This is a genomic window from Pseudomonas sp. YNh (genome assembly GCF_037993085.1).
In the GTDB taxonomy this organism is placed as follows: domain Bacteria; phylum Pseudomonadota; class Gammaproteobacteria; order Pseudomonadales; family Pseudomonadaceae; genus Aquipseudomonas; species Aquipseudomonas putida.
Map to the genome: position 1 here is coordinate 113,565 of NZ_JBBMRJ010000016.1, position 15,867 is coordinate 129,431.

15 protein-coding genes are annotated in these 15,867 nt (G+C 63.0%); 6 read left to right on the top strand and 9 right to left on the bottom strand.

The window, feature by feature from the left end:
- Positions 1-121 precede the first annotated feature (121 nt).
- Positions 122-337: a ribosome modulation factor gene (gene rmf / locus WF331_RS17755; RefSeq protein WP_003248687.1), complete on the top strand. Its 216-nt coding sequence runs from the start codon at positions 122-124 to the stop codon at positions 335-337.
- Positions 338-433: 96 nt separating this feature from the next.
- On the opposite strand, the gene WF331_RS17760 is transcribed toward rmf, so the two are convergent.
- Positions 434-1,459, bottom strand: a complete 1,026-nt coding sequence (locus WF331_RS17760; RefSeq protein ID WP_016500784.1) for a quinone-dependent dihydroorotate dehydrogenase — start codon at positions 1,457-1,459, stop codon at positions 434-436.
- Between the two features lie 146 nt (positions 1,460-1,605).
- Between WF331_RS17760 and WF331_RS17765 the strand changes: the two genes are divergently transcribed.
- The 5 genes from WF331_RS17765 to cobA all read left to right on the top strand — a co-directional run bounded on the left by WF331_RS17765 (position 1,606) and on the right by cobA (position 7,262).
- Positions 1,606-2,820 (top strand): CmpA/NrtA family ABC transporter substrate-binding protein, encoded by a 1,215-nt coding sequence (locus WF331_RS17765; RefSeq protein ID WP_284361468.1) that lies wholly within the window; start codon positions 1,606-1,608, stop codon positions 2,818-2,820.
- A gap of 9 nt (positions 2,821-2,829) precedes the next feature.
- Entirely contained in the window at positions 2,830-3,405 is a 576-nt protein-coding gene (locus WF331_RS17770; protein ID WP_016500786.1) for an ANTAR domain-containing response regulator, read from the top strand.
- A 196-nt stretch (positions 3,406-3,601) separates the two neighbouring features.
- A complete protein-coding gene (locus tag WF331_RS17775; protein WP_340623162.1) occupies positions 3,602-4,813 on the top strand; it encodes a nitrate/nitrite transporter in 1,212 nt (403 codons plus the stop codon).
- A gap of 9 nt (positions 4,814-4,822) precedes the next feature.
- Positions 4,823-6,493 (top strand): bifunctional protein-serine/threonine kinase/phosphatase, encoded by a 1,671-nt coding sequence (locus WF331_RS17780; RefSeq protein WP_340623163.1) that lies wholly within the window; start codon positions 4,823-4,825, stop codon positions 6,491-6,493.
- A 28-nt stretch (positions 6,494-6,521) separates the two neighbouring features.
- Positions 6,522-7,262: a uroporphyrinogen-III C-methyltransferase gene (gene cobA, locus WF331_RS17785; RefSeq protein ID WP_049274336.1), complete on the top strand. Its 741-nt coding sequence runs from the start codon at positions 6,522-6,524 to the stop codon at positions 7,260-7,262.
- Between the two features lie 190 nt (positions 7,263-7,452).
- On the opposite strand, the gene WF331_RS17790 is transcribed toward cobA, so the two are convergent.
- The 8 genes from WF331_RS17790 to ppsA form a co-directional block, all read right to left on the bottom strand.
- Positions 7,453-8,487, bottom strand: a complete 1,035-nt coding sequence (locus WF331_RS17790) for an OmpA family protein (RefSeq protein ID WP_016500790.1) — start codon at positions 8,485-8,487, stop codon at positions 7,453-7,455.
- 111 nt (positions 8,488-8,598) lie between these two features.
- Complete coding sequence (sigX, locus tag WF331_RS17795) at positions 8,599-9,165, bottom strand: RNA polymerase sigma factor SigX (RefSeq protein WP_016500791.1); 567 nt, start codon at positions 9,163-9,165, stop codon at positions 8,599-8,601.
- Positions 9,166-9,278: 113 nt separating this feature from the next.
- Complete coding sequence (locus WF331_RS17800; RefSeq protein ID WP_016500792.1) at positions 9,279-10,103, bottom strand: mechanosensitive ion channel family protein; 825 nt, start codon at positions 10,101-10,103, stop codon at positions 9,279-9,281.
- 2 nt (positions 10,104-10,105) lie between these two features.
- Positions 10,106-10,378 carry a hypothetical protein gene (locus WF331_RS17805; RefSeq protein WP_014591816.1) on the bottom strand — a complete coding sequence of 91 codons (273 nt, stop codon included), beginning with the start codon at positions 10,376-10,378 and terminating at the stop codon, positions 10,106-10,108.
- Between the two features lie 87 nt (positions 10,379-10,465).
- Positions 10,466-11,461 (bottom strand): zinc transporter ZntB, encoded by a 996-nt coding sequence (locus WF331_RS17810; RefSeq protein WP_016500793.1) that lies wholly within the window; start codon positions 11,459-11,461, stop codon positions 10,466-10,468.
- Positions 11,462-11,488: 27 nt separating this feature from the next.
- Positions 11,489-11,980 carry a ribonuclease E activity regulator RraA gene (gene rraA, locus WF331_RS17815; protein WP_016500794.1) on the bottom strand — a complete coding sequence of 164 codons (492 nt, stop codon included), beginning with the start codon at positions 11,978-11,980 and terminating at the stop codon, positions 11,489-11,491.
- Positions 11,981-12,387: 407 nt separating this feature from the next.
- The gene (locus WF331_RS17820; RefSeq protein ID WP_340623164.1) at positions 12,388-13,416 is read right to left on the bottom strand and encodes an alpha/beta fold hydrolase; all 1,029 of its coding nucleotides are present in this window, start codon (positions 13,414-13,416) and stop codon (positions 12,388-12,390) included.
- Between the two features lie 66 nt (positions 13,417-13,482).
- The gene (ppsA, locus tag WF331_RS17825) at positions 13,483-15,858 is read right to left on the bottom strand and encodes a phosphoenolpyruvate synthase (RefSeq protein WP_041167818.1); all 2,376 of its coding nucleotides are present in this window, start codon (positions 15,856-15,858) and stop codon (positions 13,483-13,485) included.
- Between the last annotated feature and the right edge of the window lie 9 nt (positions 15,859-15,867).

Sequence of the window (15,867 nt, forward strand, 5' to 3'; positions counted from 1 at the left end):
CGCAACGAGGCGGCACTTTCAGCTCGCCACGCCGGCAGCGAGCGCAAACCGGCAGAAAGACTCTGCCCGGCCTCAGAGAGGCCGACGGGACATTACAGTCAACAAGTGAGGGCAACACCCTATGAGAAGACTTAAGCGTGATCCGTTGGAAAGAGCATATTCACGTGGCTACCAATACGGGGTCACCGGCAAATCCCGCGAACTTTGCCCCTTCAATCTTCCTTCTGTTCGCCAAGCCTGGATCAACGGCTGGCGCGAAGGTCGCGGTGATAACTGGGACGGAATGACTGGCACCGCTGGCATCCATAGACTCAACGAAAATCACGCCGTTGGCTGATCGAGGACACTGAATTCGATTTACCATGCACGCCCCATCCGGGCGGCGGGCGAAGGCCCAGGGGCCCCTTGAAGGGGCCCTTTTTTTGCCTGTCGATCAAACCCGTGGCATTGCCGCGATAGCGTCCACCGCCTCGCGGATCAGTGCCGGGCCTTTATAAATGAAGCCCGAGTAGATCTGCACCAGGCTCGCCCCGGCGGCGATTTTCTCGGCAGCGTGGCGGCCTTCGGTAATGCCACCGGCAGCAATGATCGGCAGCTTGCCGCCCAGCTCGCCTGCCAGCACCTTGACGATGTGGGTGCTCTTTTCCAGCACCGGCGCGCCCGACAGGCCGCCCGCCTCGCCACCGTACGGCAGCCCCTCGACACCTTCACGACCCAGCGTGGTGTTGGTGGCAATTACCGCATCCATACCCGATTCCATCAGCGCGGCTGCGACCAGTGCGGTTTCTTCGTCGCTCATGTCCGGGGCAATCTTGATGGCCAGCGGCACGCGCTTGCCATGGGTAGCGGCCAGTTGCTCACGGCGCACGGCCAGGGCATCGAGCAGCTGCTTCAGCGAATCACCAAACTGCAGGCTGCGCAGGCCCGGGGTGTTCGGCGAACTGACGTTGACGGTGATGTAGCTGGCGGCGGTGTACACCTTGTCCAGGCAGATCAGGTAGTCATCGACGGCACGCTCGACCGGGGTGTCGAAGTTCTTGCCGATGTTGATGCCCAGCACACCGCTGTAGCGCGAGGCTCGTACCCGGTCGAGCAGGTTATCGACACCCAGGTTATTGAAGCCCATGCGGTTGATGATGGCCGTGGCCTCCGGCAGGCGGAACAGCCGTGGCTTGGGGTTGCCCGGCTGCGGGCGCGGGGTGACGGTGCCGATCTCGACAAAGCCGAAGCCCAGCTGGGCAAAACCGTCGATGGCCGCGCCGTTCTTGTCCAGGCCGGCAGCCAGGCCCACCGGGTTGGCGAAGTTCAAGCCCATGACCGAAACCGGCAAGGCCGCCGGCTGCTTGCACAGCATGCCGTTGAGGCCAAGGCGGCCACCGGCACCGATCAGGTCCAGGGACAGGTCGTGGGAAGTTTCCGGAGAAAGCTTGAACAGCAGCTGGCGGGCCAGGGTATACATGGGCGGGCAAGACTCGGGGGTGAGTGAGGGGGCGATTATAGCCACCGTGGCGCTGACAGGACAGTAAATCATGGGGCCACTGCAGGCCTGGCACATCGGTTGCACCGGTTTGGCCCACAGCCTAATCAGTACGGGCGAGGAACCTTGTGAACACTGCACCCCGAGCAACGCCCCTGGCCTGGGTCAACGGCAGCGATGCGCCCGAGAAGCCCAGCCTGAACATCGGCTACATGGCCCTGACCGACTGCGCCTCGGTGGTGGTCGCGGCCACCCAGGGCTTCGCCCAGCAACACGGCCTTACCCTCAACCTCAAGCGCCAGGGCTCTTGGGCGGGGCTGCGCGACAAGCTGGTCAGCGGCGAACTGGACGCCGCGCACTGCCTGTATGGCTTGGTCTACGCCGTGCATCTTGGCATTGGCGGCGTACCGGCCAGTGATATGGCGGTGCTCATGGGGCTGAACCAGAACGCCCAGGCGATCAACCTGTCCCCGGCCCTGCAGCGCAAAGGCGTGACCAACCCTGAAGCACTGGCGCGATTGGTGCACCAGCATGGCGCGCGCCTTACCTTCGCCCAGACATTCCCCACCGGCACCCACGCTATGTGGCTGTATTACTGGCTGGCCAGCCAGGGCATCCACCCACTGCGCGACGTCGACAGCGTGGTGGTGCCGCCGGCACAAATGGCCGCACATATCCAGGCCGGGCGCATCGACGGCTTTTGCGTGGGCGAGCCCTGGGCCGCCGATGCGGTTGCCAAGGGCCAAGGCTTCACCCTCGCCACCAGCCAGTCGATCTGGCCGGACCACCCGGAAAAAGTCCTGGCCTGTGCCCGCGCCTTTGCCGAGCAGTACCCCAACAGCGCCCGCGCCTTGATCAAGGCAATCCTCGCCGCCAGCCGGTTCATCGAGCAAAGCCCGGAAAACCGCCGCAGCACCGCGCAACTGCTCAGCGGCAGCGCCTACCTGGACACGCCGCTGGAGAGCATCGAGCCACGCCTGCTCGGCCACTACCAGGATGGCCTGGGCAACCACTGGCAAGACCGGCATGCCCTGCGCCTGTTCGACCATGGCCGGGCCAACCTGCCGTATCTGTCTGACGGCATGTGGTTCATGACCCAGTTCCGCCGCTGGGGCCTGCTGCGCGAAGACCCCGACTACCTCGGCGTGGCCCGCCAGGTACAACAATTGGCACTGTACAGCGAGGCGGCGCAAAGCCTTGGCGTAGCGTGCCCTTCGCTGCCGATGCGCAGCAGCCTGCTGATTGACGGCAGCTGCTGGGACGGCAGCGACCCCTACGGCTACGCCCGCAGTTTCAGCCTGCATGCACTGGGCGAATTGCCCGGTGCCCGTGTCGGCGCGTGAGGGACCAATATGTTGCGCATCCTGCTGATTGACGACACCCAGCACAAACTCGGCCGCCTCAAGGCGGCGTTGATCGAGGCGGGCTTCGAGGTCACCGAAGCCCCAGGCTTGACCATCGACCTGCCCGCCTGCGTCGAAACGGTGCGCCCGGATGTAGTGCTGATCGACACCGACTCACCTGACCGTGATGTGATGGAACAGGTGGTGTTGGTCAGCCGTGACCAGCCGCGCCCCATCGTGCTTTTCACTGACGAGCATGACCCTGGGGTGATGCGCCAAGCGATCCAGGCGGGGGTCAGTGCCTACATTGTCGAAGGCATCCATGCTGCCCGGCTGCAGCCGATTCTGGATGTGGCCATGGCCCGTTTCGAAAGCGACCAGGCACTTAAGGCGCAGTTGGTGGCACGCGACCAGCAACTGGCCGAACGCAAACGCATCGAGCAGGCCAAAGGTTTACTGATGAAAATGAAAGACTGCAACGAAGAACAGGCCTACACCCTGATGCGCCGCCAGGCCATGAGCCGACAGCAGAAGCTGATCCAGGTGGCGGAGCAGATCATTGCCATGCACGAGATGCTCGGCTAGAAGCGCAGGCCGCTCCCACAAAGTCCGCTCTGCTCGATATTCCGAATTGGCCCGGCTCTTGCTGATGTATTTGCACCGGTAGCCAACGGCGGTTGCCCCACTTAAATCCCGACAAAGACGTCGCTCTCCCCTCCACCTTCCTGGAGTGGGTAGCGGCGTCTTTTTCGTTCCGTTGCATTGCCAAGTGAGGTGTTCGATGAGTACCAGCTTCTGGAAATCCGGGCATGTGCCCACGCTGTTCGCTGCGTTCCTGTACTTCGACCTGAGCTTCATGGTCTGGTACCTGCTGGGCCCGATGGCGGTGCAGATTGCCGGTGACTTGCAACTCAGTGCACAACAACGGGGCCTGATGGTAGCCATGCCGATCCTCTCCGGGGCGATCCTGCGCTTTGCCATGGGCGTGCTGGTCGACCGCCTGTCACCCAAGACCGCAGGGCTGATCGGCCAGGTGGTGGTCATCGTCGCGCTGGCGGCGGCCTGGCACTTCGGCGTACACAGCTATGAACAGGTGCTGCTGCTGGGCTTGTTCCTCGGCTTTGCCGGCGCTTCGTTCGCCGTGTCGCTGCCGCTGGCGTCGCAGTGGTACCCGCCACAACACCAGGGCAAGGCCATGGGCATTGCTGGCGCCGGCAATTCCGGCACGGTGTTCGCCGCCCTGCTGGCCCCGGCGCTGGCCGCCGGCTTTGGCTGGAACAATGTGTTCGGCTTTGCACTGATTCCGTTGACGCTGGCGCTGGTGGTGTTCGCCCTGCTGGCACGCAACGCCCCAGAGCGCCCCAAGCCCAAAGCAATGGCGTACTACCTCAAGGCCCTCGGCGACCGTGACAGCTGGTGGTTCATGTTCTTCTACAGTGTCACCTTCGGCGGCTTCATTGGCCTGGCCAGCGCCCTGCCCGGCTACTTCAGCGACCAGTACGGGCTGAACCCGGTCACTGCCGGCTACTACACCGCTGCCTGCGTGTTCGCCGGCAGCCTGATGCGCCCACTCGGCGGCGCCCTGGCCGACCGCTTCGGCGGCATCCGCACCCTGCTGGGCATGTACAGCGTGGCCGCCATCTGCATTGCCGCAGTCGGTTTCAACCTGCCGTCTGCCGCCGCCGCACTGGCACTGTTCATCAGCGCCATGCTGGGCTTGGGCGCTGGGAATGGCGCGGTATTCCAACTGGTGCCACAACGCTTCCGCCAGGAAATCGGCGTAATGACCGGGCTGATCGGCATGGCCGGCGGTATCGGCGGCTTCCTGCTGGCGGCAGGGCTCGGCACCATCAAGCAGCACACCGGCGATTACCAGCTGGGGCTGTGGCTGTTCGCCAGCCTGGGCCTGCTGGCGTGGTTCGGCCTGCATGGCGTGAAACAGCGCTGGCGCACCACCTGGGGCTCGGCTGCAATCACTGCAGCGCGGGTCTGAGGCACGCCGATGAGCCTGCAACTGAGCTTTGCCCAGGCCAGCGCCACCGGGCCGCGCGCGGAAAACCAGGACGCCCTGCGCCTGGTGACCCCAGCGCCAGAGCTGGCCGCCAGCAAGGGCTACCTGTTCGCCCTTGCCGACGGCGTCAGCCAATGCGCCGATGGTGGCCTGGCAGCACGCGCCAGCTTGCAGGCGCTGGCCCTGGACTACTACGCCACCCCCGCCACCTGGAGCGTGGCCCAGGCACTCGACCGCCTGCTGCTGGCACAGAACCGCTGGCTGCGCGCTCAAGGCAGCGGCCAGCCATTGTTGACCACCCTCAGCGCACTGGTACTGCGGGGCCGACGATTCACTCTGGCCCATATCGGCGACTGTCGTGTTTACCGCTGGCACGCCGGGCACCTGCAGTGCCTGAGCGAAGACCATGTGTGGGACCAGCCGGGCATGCAGCATGTGCTGAAACGCGCGCTGGGCCTGGACCAACATCTGCTGGTGGATTACCTGGAGGGCGAGCTGCAGCCGGATGAGTGCTTCTTGCTACTCAGCGACGGAGTCTGGGCCAGCCTGGGCGACCAGCACATTCAGGCGGTGCTGCGTGAACAGCCCGACCTGCAACTGGCCGTCGACACGCTGGTTGCCAGCGCGCACCTCAATGGCAGCCAGGACAACGCCAGCGCCTTGCTGGTGAAGGTCGAGCAACTGGGCACGGCCAACCTCGGTGACACCCTGGCACAGCTGCAGCAATGGCCGTTACCCGGCCCCCTGCGCGAAGGCCAGGTGATCGATGGCTGGCTTACCGAACAGCTGCTGTCGCACAGCCGCCAGTCGCTGCTGTACCGGGTGCGCGACGGCCAAGGTCAAACCTGGCTGCTCAAGACCCTGCCTGGCGAACGCGAGCAGGAGCCGAAGGCGGCGCAAGGGCTGTTGCTGGAAGAATGGTTCCTGCGCCGGGTCGCTGGGCGACACTTCCCCGAGCTGCATGCAGCCAGCCAGCGGCAACACCTGTACTACGTGATGCGCGAATACCCCGGCCAGACCCTTACAACGCTGCTGGCCGAACACGGCCCGCTGCCCTTGCCACAGTGGCTGGAAATGGCCCGGCAACTGCTGCAGGCGGTCGGCGTGCTGCACCGGCGCAACCTGCTGCACCGCGATATCAAGCCAGACAACCTGCACCTGGGCAGCGATGGCCAGCTACGCCTGCTGGACTTCGGCCTGGCCTACTGCCCAGGCCTGTCCGAAGACCCGCTGCACGACGTGCCCGGCACACCCTCGTACCTCGCCCCGGAAGCGTTCGACGGCCAACCGCCCAGCCCACGCCAAGACCTGTATGCCGTGGGCGTGACGCTGTACCACCTGCTGACCGGGCACTACCCGTATGGCGAGGTTGAAGCCTTCCAGCGCCCGCGTTTCGGCCAGCCAGTCAACGCCGCACGCTACCGCCCCGACCTGCCGGAATGGCTGCAGCACAATCTGCAACAGGCGGTAGCCACCGACCCGGCGCAACGCTTCGAAACGGCCGAACACTGGCTGCTGCTGCTTGAACGCGGCGACCGCCAGGAGCTGCCCAACCGGCCAAGGCCATTGCTGGAGCGCGAGCCGCTGAAGGTGTGGCGCACGCTGGCCCTGCTGTCTCTGCTGTTCAACCTGATTTTGCTGCTCAGCCTGCTAAAAGGCTGAGCGCACCCTGCCGATGAGGAGTACCCCGATGAATGCAAAAGTCTGGCTGGTGGGTGCCGGCCCTGGCGACCCTGAACTGCTCACCCTCAAGGCGGTACGTGCCCTGCAGCAAGCCGCCGTGGTGATGATCGACGACCTGGTCAACCCGGCAGTACTGGAACATTGCCCCCAGGCCCGAGTGATCGCTGTGGGCAAGCGCGGCGGCTGCCGCTCCACACCACAGGCGTTCATCCAGCGCCTGATGTTGCGCCATGCTCGACAAGGGCGTTGCGTGGTACGGCTCAAGGGTGGCGACCCGTGTATTTTTGGTCGCGGAGGTGAGGAGGCGCTATGGCTGCAGGGACATGGCATCGAGGTGGAGCTGGTCAACGGCATCACGGCGGGCCTGGCAGGCGCCACGCAATGCGGCATTTCGCTGACTTCACGCGGCGTCAGCCGCGGGGTGACGCTGGTGACGGCGCACACCCAGGACGACAGCGAGCTGAACTGGACGGCTCTGGCACAGGGCGGGACGACGCTGGTGGTTTACATGGGGGTGGCGCGGCTGGAGCAGGTACGCCAGGGCTTGCTGGCGGGGGGCATGGCACCGGGCATGCCGGTGGCGATGATCGAAAATGCCTCGATGCCGCAGCAGCGTGAGTGCAGGAGCGATGTGCTGGGCATGGTTGAAGATGCGCGAAGGTTTGGCTTGCGTAGCCCGGCGATTCTGGTGATTGGGGAAGTGGTTGGGGAACAGCAGGCTCTGGAGCTTGTTTCAATCGCGGGCTGAATACCCGTCACTGCAGGAGCAGCTTCGTCCTGCAAAGAGGCCATTACAGCGACAGGATACCTTTGCCCTTACCGGCCTCTTCGCAGCACAAGGCTGCTCCTGCAAGCGCTGTGCAGGCTGTGAGGCCGGTTAAAACCCAGGCAAAGAAAAACCCGGCCGAGGCCGGGTTTTTCATGAAACATCAGGCCAATTACTTGGACTGAGCTTCTACCTGAGCTTCAACGCGACGGTTGACAGCACGGCCTTCTTCGGTGGCGTTGTCAGCAACCGGACGGGTTTCGCCGTAGCCTACCGAGTCAACACGGGTAGATTCTACGCCGTACTGCTGGGTCAGGACTTGCTTGACAGCGTTGGCACGACGCTCGGACAGCTTCTGGTTGTAAGCGTCTGGACCCACGGAGTCAGTGTGACCTTCAACCACGGTGGTGGTTTGTGGGTACTGCTTCATGAAGTCAGCCAGGTTCTTGATGTCGCCGTAGCTGTTAGGCTTGACTACCGACTTGTCGAAGTCGAACTTGACGTCCAGCTCAACACGAACGACTTCGGCAACAGCCGGGCAGCCGTCGGCGTCAACGGTAACGTTGGCCGGGGTGTCTGGGCACTTGTCGACGTTGTCGCAAACGCCGTCGTTGTCGGAGTCGGAGCAAACTTCAGCAACTGGAGCTGGAGCGGCTTCGGCTTGCTTCGGGCTACCGCCGAAGTTCAGACCAACACCAACGCTTGGGGCCCACTCGGTGTCGCCCTGGTCGATGTTGTACTGAGCTTCTACGCCGGCACGGGCGTAGAACATGTCGGTGATGTACCACTTGGCGCCAGCGCCAACGTTGGCGAAGGTGGAGTGGTCACGACCGCCACGGCCGGTCTGGCCCAGCGACTGGTGCGAGAAACCAGCGGAAACGTACGGACGGATGGCGTCATACGGGTTGTTGAAGTGGTAAACGGCGTCCAGGGCGGTGTTCGAGCCCTTGATGTTCTTGCCGTCTTCGCCACGAGCGTTGTGAACTTCGTCGTAACCCAGGCGCAGTTCAACGTCGTCGGTCAGGAAGTAACCGATCGAGCCGCCGAACAGATTGCCGTCGTTCTTGAAGTCACGCTGGCTGTCGAAGAATTCTTTCTTGTAGAAGCCTTCGACTTCCACAGCGCCTGTGCCTTGTGCCATAGCGCCAATCGAGGTGGCGGCTACGAGCGAACCAATGGCCAAGCCCAAGGTGTTTTTCAATTTCATCCGTTAAATCCCCATCTGGTGATAGTTAAGCAGTCCCACCACAAACAAGGGGGACAACTCGACGGCAAGTCTAGCAGAACTCGCCGATTCGTTAGAGATATTTGCACGCCACTAAGTTTCATCAAGGCCGGCAAATTTCTCACGAAGCTTGTCTAGCGCACGCTTGTAGCGCATTTTCGTTGCGCTCAGGCCCATGTGCATGATGTCTGCAATTTCCTGAAATTCCAGCTCTGCGACAAAACGCAGCACCAGAATTTCCCGGTCAATCGGGTTCACATGCACCAGCCACTTGTCCAGCCCGCCTTTTTCTTCCGGCTTCGGGGCCTTGTCTTCGGACGCCTCTTCGATAGGGTCCAGACTCAAGGCATCCATCAGACGGCGTTTACGGCGCTCCTTGCGGTACTGGGTGATGCACTCGTTGTAGGTGATGCTGTACAGCCACGTCTTGAACTTGGATTTACCCTCGAAGTTCTTCAGCCCGTACAGCACCTTGAGCATCACTTCCTGACAGACATCGTCCGCGTCACGGTCGTTCCCCAGATAACGCGCACAGACGTTGAACAGGGTCCGCTGGTAGCGCCGCATGAGCTCCTCATAGGCGCGGGTAACGTGGTACAGCTCCTCATGCGAACGCGCCACCAACTCTTCATCGGTGAGCTCGCGGGGGTCATAACGCATGGGCGGCGAATGAACTTTATTCAAAACGGATCTGGCCGACAGTCAGGTCAATGTCGCCGCGCGACCCCGTGGGTCGAATTTCGCGGCGGCATACATTAACAGCTTTTGTGCGGTTAGCGGCTATTGACGCGCTGCTCAAGCAGCTCGCGATTGGCCAGCGACACCAGTTCGCCATCATCGGTCAGCAGCGTTGTCTTGACCGTGCCGATTTCCTCGATATGCCCTTCGACCTCTCCAATTCGCACCTGCTGGCCGACCTGGTAGAGCTCACGCACGTAAATGCCGGCCAGAATCTGCCCGGCAATTTCGCGGCTGCCAAGGCCCATTGCCAGGGCTACCGCCAGACCAACGGTAATCAGCCCGATGACGATCACGTGGTTCAGCAGGTCGGTTTTCACCTCCAGCTGGCTGATGGCAACCGAGATGCTGATGATGATCACCAGGCCCTGGGTAATACGCCCAAGGCCTGCCGAATATTCCAGGCCGATGCCTTCGGCGGCGCCGCGCACCAGCCCGTTGGCCACCTGCGCCAGCAGCACGCCGGCCAGCAACACCAAGGCAGCGCCGAACACTTTTGGCAGGTACAGGGCGAGCATGTCGAGGGTCGCGGAAACCCGCTCCAGGCCTAGCGACTCAGCGGCCGAGACGAGGAAGATGAGCAGCACGAACCAGTAGACAATCTTGCCGATCAAGGTCGAGATCGGCACCTGGATGCCAACCCGGCCGAGCATCTTGGTGAGGCCGGTGCCGGCCATCAGGCGGTCAAGGCCAAGCTTGGCCAGCAGTTTGGACAATAGCGTGTCGAGCAGCTTGGCCACCACGAAACCGAGCAGCACCACGACCAGCGCGCCGAACAGGTTGGGGATGAAGTTCGCTACCTTGGTCCAAAGTGCAGTCATCGCGGCGACCAGGCTCTGGGTCCAGAGATCGAGTTCCATATTCAATCGGCCTTATCTGCTTTGCTGCCGGTGGCAGCGTTGCGGGAAGAGTGTCGACGCACCGGCGCGACATGCGCCGAGCCATTATTGACGGCAATCAGCAGCGCCTGGCTCCAGCGGCCAAGCAGGCTGAACAGATCGCCCGCGCCAACCTGGCGGTTGGCGGTTTTCAGCACGCGACCCAGGCAGGCAGCGTCATCCCGGTCATCGCGGTCATTGCCGGAGGGTGACGCCTTGAGCAGGTCACGCAGGGATTCTTCAAACGGATCGTGCATGGGCACCTCGCGCAGTGTCAGCAAGAGACGAGATAGCCGGGCAATGGGTCACACATCCGATTGGGACGAATGTTTCAAAATGAACACCTAGACCCATCGCAACCGCCGGAACATCCACCACTGCCCCACCGCCAGCCCAAGCACGACGATGCAGGCGAACAGGAAGCCATAGGGGTTTTCTGCCCCCGGGATACCGCCGACATTGATGCCCAGCAACCCGGTAACGAAACTCATGGGCAAGAAGATGCAGGTGATGATGCCAAAGCGGTACATGGTGCGGTTCATCCGCTCGCTTCGCCGGCGGTCTTCGCTTTCCAGCACCAGTGCGGCACGCTCGCGGGTCAGTTCCAGCTCTTCGAGGTAGCGGATCAGGCTGTTGTTCAGCTCGTTCCAGTAATCGGCATCGGCATCGGCAAACCAGCTCCATTTGCTGCGTGACAGCTGGGCGTAGATCTCCCGCTGCGGGGCCAGGAAACGCCTCAGGCCCGCTGCACGCCGGCGGATCTGCTGCAGGCTGCCGTTCTCCGGAGTGTACCGTTCGTCGGATTCGACCTTTTCTTCTTCCAGGTCGACCAGTTCGGACAGGTCGCTGACCAGGCCCTGGACCTTTTCAGTCAGCAGTTCGCCCATCAGCAGCAACAGCTCGGACGCCGACTTCGGCCCCCTGCCCTGCTCCAGCAACTGAAGCATCTCGTCACTGGCGCGCAATGGCCGCAAGCGCAGCGAGATGACCCGCTGCGCCTGGGCGAAGATGCGCACCGAGACCATGTCTTCGGGCTCTGCGCCCGGGTTGAGGTTGACCCCACGCAAAAACAGCAACAGCTGTTCGTCAGCCATGGGCAGCAGGCGCGGCCGGGTGTTTTCTTCCAGCAGCAGCTCGCAGGCGAACTCGCTCAGGCCGCTGTCATGCAGCAGCCAGGTGCGGGTTTGTGGATGGCTGCGGTCCCAGTGCAGCCAGAGGCTCTGCTCCGGTTGCAGCTGCAGGTCGTCCAGTTCAGTACGGGCAATCGAGCGCGCGCCGCCTTTACCATCGAGCACCAGGGCATGCACCAGCCCCCACTGCGCGTTGTCTTCCTCGAACATCAAAGCTCCATCAGCGCGTGCGGCGCATCACTCCGGCATTTTCAGCGGGCTTGGCGAGACCAGCACGCCATTGTTGTCGGCATATACGTACTCGCCCGGGCGGAAGGTCACACCGGCGAAGGTCACCGCAACGTTGAGGTCGCCGATGCCGCGCTTGTCGGTTTTCATCGGGTGGCTGGCCAGGGCCTGTACGCCGACGTCGGTCTGGATCAATACGTCTACATCACGCACGCAGCCGTAGATCACCAGGCCTTCCCAACCATTCCTAGCGGCCTTTTCGGCGAGCATGTCGCCCAGCAGCGCGCGGCGCAGCGAGCCACCGCCGTCCACTACCAGCACCTTGCCCTTGCCGTCGAGTTCGACCTGCTCCTTGACCAGCGAGTTGTCTTCGAAGCACTTGATGGTGACGATCTGGCCACCGAACGAGTCGCGGCCGCCGAAATTGCTGAACATCGGTTCCAGCACTTGTACCAGGTCCGGGTAGGCGTCACACAGGTCGGGCGTTACGTAATGCTGCATGGGAGGCTCCTGTCAGTCACAACGAAAGCGGGTATCGGCCAAGGCTACACCTTGGAGGCTGTCGCAGTCATCCGGGACCGGGCAGTCATTTGTATTCATCCTGTACCGGCCCTTTCGCGGGCACGCCCGCTCCCACAGGGATATCGCAAGGCTTGAGTGCTTCGAGATCCCTGTGGGAGTCATTTGTATTCATCCTGTACCGGCCCCTTCGCGGGCACGCCCGCTCCCACAGGGATATCGCAAGGCTTGAGTGCTTCGAGATCCCTGTGGGAGTCATTTGTATTCATCCTGTACCGGCCCCTTCGCGGGCACGCCCGCTCCCACAGGGATATCGCAAGGCTTGAGTGCTTCGAGATCCCTGTGGGAGCGGGCGTGCCCGCGAAGAGGCCGGCACAGCTAATGCAGGATCAGCTGGCTGGCAAAGGCTCTACCGCCACAGTGGACGGATGCACCGGCAACAGCGGGTTGCGCAACCAGCGCTCCACCAGCGGCCACACCTGCACCTGCGCGGCCTTGCTCACCAGCATGTCGACGTGCCCGAAGGCGTCGAAGCCTTCTTCACGCCCCAGCCGCAGGAACTGCTTGCGCTCCCCCCCCAACTGCTCGAACAGCTTTCGGCAGGCCCACACCGGGTCCTGGAAGTCCCCCGCGCCGGCCACCGCCAGCAGCGGCACATCCACCCCTGCCAGCCCCGCCCACCAGTCGCTCTGCTTGTCGCCAAAGCGCCCGAACAGGCCGTGCCAGCGCATGCTCTCCAGCGCCAGGCCGATGGGCTCGTCCTCTGGTCCACGCTTGAAACGTGGCCCGGAAATCTGCCCCCAGCGCTTGAGCACCAGCTTCGCGCCCCAGGCCAGCGGTGGCACTTTCAGCGGCCAGTAGACGCGGCTGATCTGGGTACCGAACAGCGCAACGCTGGCCACCTCCCCGGCAGCAAGAAAGCCACCACCCAAGGCTGCCGCCAGGGTAGTGCCGCCCAGGGAATGGCCAATCCAGTGTGGCGCCTGGCCCGACTGCTCGCGCACGAACGCGGCAATCAGCGGCAGGTCATCACGGGCATAGGCGGCTACGTTGTTGTGCTGCCAGGCGTGGTTACGTGGCGACAGGCCGTGGCCGCGCATTTCCGGGATCCACACATCGAAACCGGCACGGGCGAGATACGCACCCAGGCCAACCCCTTTGGGCGAGTACCAGAAACGCCGATTGGAAAAACTGCCGTGCAGAAGAATGACCGGCACACCCAGAGGCTGGCCCTGATCGGCCAGCCCCAAACGGGTAAGGGCAAGCTCGACGCTAGGGTCAGGGCCATTGCCGGCCTTGATCCGGTACACGTCTTCGCTAAGGTCGCCGCGCCGCTCGGCACTGAGCAGGGCCACGGGAAATAGAGTGCTGCTGCTTTGCATAAGGTTGCTTGGTGCACAAAAAAGGGCGGGAACCATTACTGGAACACGCCCTGGAAAAAACCAGGCGGGGGTACGCCAGACGTCCCCCCGCGTTTTACCTCGTCAGGCTGCGCCCTGGCCCTCGGCCAGGAAGAACCAGGTCTCGAGTACCGAGTCCGGGTTCAGCGACACGCTCTCGATGCCCTGCTCCATCAGCCACTTGGCCAGGTCCGGGTGGTCCGATGGGCCCTGACCGCAGATGCCGATGTACTTGCCGGCCTTGTTGCACGCGGCAATGGCGTTGGCCAGCAGCTTCTTCACCGCAGGGTTACGCTCGTCGAACAGGTGGGCGATGATGCCCGAGTCACGGTCCAGGCCCAGGGTCAGCTGGGTCAGGTCGTTGGAGCCGATCGAGAAGCCGTCGAAGTACTCAAGGAACTCCTCAGCCAGAATGGCGTTGGACGGCAGTTCGCACATCATGATCACGCGCAGGCCGTTGTCGCCACGGGACAAGCCGTTTTCGGCGAGCAGGTCGACGACCTGGCTAGCTTCGCCCAGGGTACGCACGAACGGTACCATGATCTCGACGTTGGTCAGGCCCATCTCGTTGCGTACACGTTTCAGTGCACGGCACTCGAGCTCGAAGCAGTCACGGAACGACTCGCTGATGTAACGCGAAGCACCGCGGAAGCCCAGCATCGGGTTTTCTTCTTCCGGCTCGTACAGTTTGCCGCCGATCAGGTTGGCGTACTCGTTGGACTTGAAGTCCGACAGGCGCACGATGACCTTTTTCGGGTAGAAGGCCGCAGCCAGGGTGCTGATGCCTTCGACCAGCTTCTCGACATAGAAGCCGACCGGGTCGCTGTAGCCGGCAATACGCTTGTCGACGCTGTCCTTGAGCTCTGGCGGCAGGCCTGCGTAGTTGAGCAGCGCCTTGGGGTGCACACCGATCATGCGGTTGATGATGAATTCCAGGCGCGCCAGGCCGACACCGGCGTTGGGCAGCTGGGCAAAGTCGAACGCACGGTCGGGGTTGCCGACGTTCATCATGATCTTGAATGGCAGCTCCGGCATGGCATCAACCGAGTTCTGCTTGATGTCGAAGCCCAGCTCGCCCTCGAAGATGAAACCGGTGTCGCCTTCGGCGCAGGACACGGTCACACCCTGGCCGTCTTTCAGCAGCTGGGTGGCGTTGCCGCAACCGACCACGGCCGGAATACCCAGCTCACGGGCGATGATCGCCGCGTGGCAGGTACGGCCGCCGCGGTTGGTAACGATGGCACTGGCGCGCTTCATCACCGGTTCCCAGTCCGGGTCGGTCATGTCGGAGACCAGCACGTCGCCCGGCTGGACCTTGTCCATTTCCGATACGTCGTTGATCACGCGCACCTTGCCGGCGCCGATGCGCTGGCCGATGGCGCGGCCTTCGACCAGTACGGTGCCTTTTTCTTTCAGCAGGTAGCGTTCCATGACGTTGGCGCTGGAACGGCTCTTCACCGTTTCCGGGCGTGCCTGCACGATGTACAGCTTGCCGTCGTCACCGTCTTTGGCCCACTCGATGTCCATCGGACGCTGGTAGTGCTGCTCGATGATCATGGCCTGCTTGGCCAGTTCATTGACTTCGTCGTCGCTCAGGCAGAAGCGCGCACGCTCGGCACGGTCGACTTCGACAGTCTTGACCGAACGGCCGGCCTTGGCTTCTTCGCCATAGACCATCTTGATGGCCTTGCTGCCCAGGTTGCGACGCAGGATGGCCGGGCGGCCGGCCTGCAAGGTTTGCTTGTGCACGTAGAATTCGTCAGGGTTGACCGCACCCTGCACCACGGTTTCGCCCAGGCCGTAGGCGCCGGTGATGAACACCACGTCGCGGAAGCCCGACTCGGTGTCGAGGGTGAACATCACGCCTGCAGTGCCGGTTTCGGAGCGGACCATGCGCTGCACGCCGGCCGACAAGGCCACCAGCTTGTGGTCGAAGCCCTGGTGCACGCGGTAGGCGATGGCGCGGTCGTTGAACAGCGAGGCGAACACTTCCTTGGCCGCGCGGATCACGTTGTCGACGCCACGGATGTTGAGGAAGGTTTCCTGCTGGCCGGCGAACGAGGCGTCCGGCAAGTCTTCGGCGGTGGCCGAGGAACGCACGGCAACGGCCATGTTGTCGTTGCCAGCGGCCATTTCGGCGAAGGCGGTTCGGATTTCCGAATCCAGACGCGCAGGGAACTCGGCTTCCATGACCCACTGGCGGATCTGGGCGCCGGTTTTGGTCAGGGCATTGATGTCATCCACATCCAGCGCGTCGAGCGCGGCGTGAATCTTGTCGTTCAGACCACTCTGTTCGAGAAAATCGCGGTACGCCTGCGCCGTAGTGGCAAAGCCGCCCGGCACCGATACACCAGCACCGGCAAGGTTGCTGATCATCTCGCCCAGGGATGCGTTCTTGCCCCCCACATGCTCTACATCATGGACGCCGAGCTTATCGAGGGAAACTACGTACTCTACCAAGGTGATCTC

Coding starts and splice junctions, on each gene's coding strand:
- rmf (WP_003248687.1), top strand. CDS start 122: ATGAGAAGACTTAAGCGTGATCCGTTGGAAAGAGCATATTCACGTGGC.
- WF331_RS17760 (WP_016500784.1), bottom strand. CDS start 1,459: ATGTATACCCTGGCCCGCCAGCTGCTGTTCAAGCTTTCTCCGGAAACT.
- WF331_RS17770 (WP_016500786.1), top strand. CDS start 2,830: ATGTTGCGCATCCTGCTGATTGACGACACCCAGCACAAACTCGGCCGC.
- WF331_RS17775 (WP_340623162.1), top strand. CDS start 3,602: ATGAGTACCAGCTTCTGGAAATCCGGGCATGTGCCCACGCTGTTCGCT.
- WF331_RS17780 (WP_340623163.1), top strand. CDS start 4,823: ATGAGCCTGCAACTGAGCTTTGCCCAGGCCAGCGCCACCGGGCCGCGC.
- cobA (WP_049274336.1), top strand. CDS start 6,522: ATGAATGCAAAAGTCTGGCTGGTGGGTGCCGGCCCTGGCGACCCTGAA.
- WF331_RS17790 (WP_016500790.1), bottom strand. CDS start 8,487: ATGAAATTGAAAAACACCTTGGGCTTGGCCATTGGTTCGCTCGTAGCC.
- sigX (WP_016500791.1), bottom strand. CDS start 9,165: ATGCGTTATGACCCCCGCGAGCTCACCGATGAAGAGTTGGTGGCGCGT.
- WF331_RS17800 (WP_016500792.1), bottom strand. CDS start 10,103: ATGGAACTCGATCTCTGGACCCAGAGCCTGGTCGCCGCGATGACTGCA.
- WF331_RS17805 (WP_014591816.1), bottom strand. CDS start 10,378: ATGCACGATCCGTTTGAAGAATCCCTGCGTGACCTGCTCAAGGCGTCA.
- WF331_RS17810 (WP_016500793.1), bottom strand. CDS start 11,461: ATGTTCGAGGAAGACAACGCGCAGTGGGGGCTGGTGCATGCCCTGGTG.
- rraA (WP_016500794.1), bottom strand. CDS start 11,980: ATGCAGCATTACGTAACGCCCGACCTGTGTGACGCCTACCCGGACCTG.
- WF331_RS17820 (WP_340623164.1), bottom strand. CDS start 13,416: ATGGTTCCCGCCCTTTTTTGTGCACCAAGCAACCTTATGCAAAGCAGC.